1 protein-coding gene is annotated in these 221 nt (G+C 70.6%); it reads left to right on the top strand.

The window, feature by feature from the left end; all coding sequences use genetic code 11:
• Window positions 1–221, top strand: a 221-nt coding sequence (locus tag QQL85_RS26560) for an AMP-binding protein (RefSeq protein ID WP_284368803.1), incomplete at both ends; no start/stop codon positions are given.

Below are 221 nucleotides of genomic sequence, written 5' to 3'. Positions count from 1 at the left end.
GTGCCAGACCCGTTCGACAGCAGTGCGCAGGGTGGCGGGCGCTTGTACCGCACCGGCGACCTGGCGCGCTCGCGCACCGACGGGGTGATCGAGTACATGGGCCGCATCGACCACCAGGTGAAGGTGCGCGGTTTCCGCATCGAGCTGGGTGAGATCGAGGCCAGGCTGCAGGCCCACGAGGCGGTCCGCGAAGCGGTGGTGCTGGCGGTGGACGGTGCGAC

It is taken from the genome of Pseudomonas putida (genome assembly GCF_030159595.1).
Taxonomy (GTDB): domain Bacteria; phylum Pseudomonadota; class Gammaproteobacteria; order Pseudomonadales; family Pseudomonadaceae; genus Aquipseudomonas; species Aquipseudomonas putida_AC.
The sequence above is the reverse complement of the archived record's forward strand: the minus strand, read 5'-3'. Positions and strand labels throughout refer to the sequence as shown.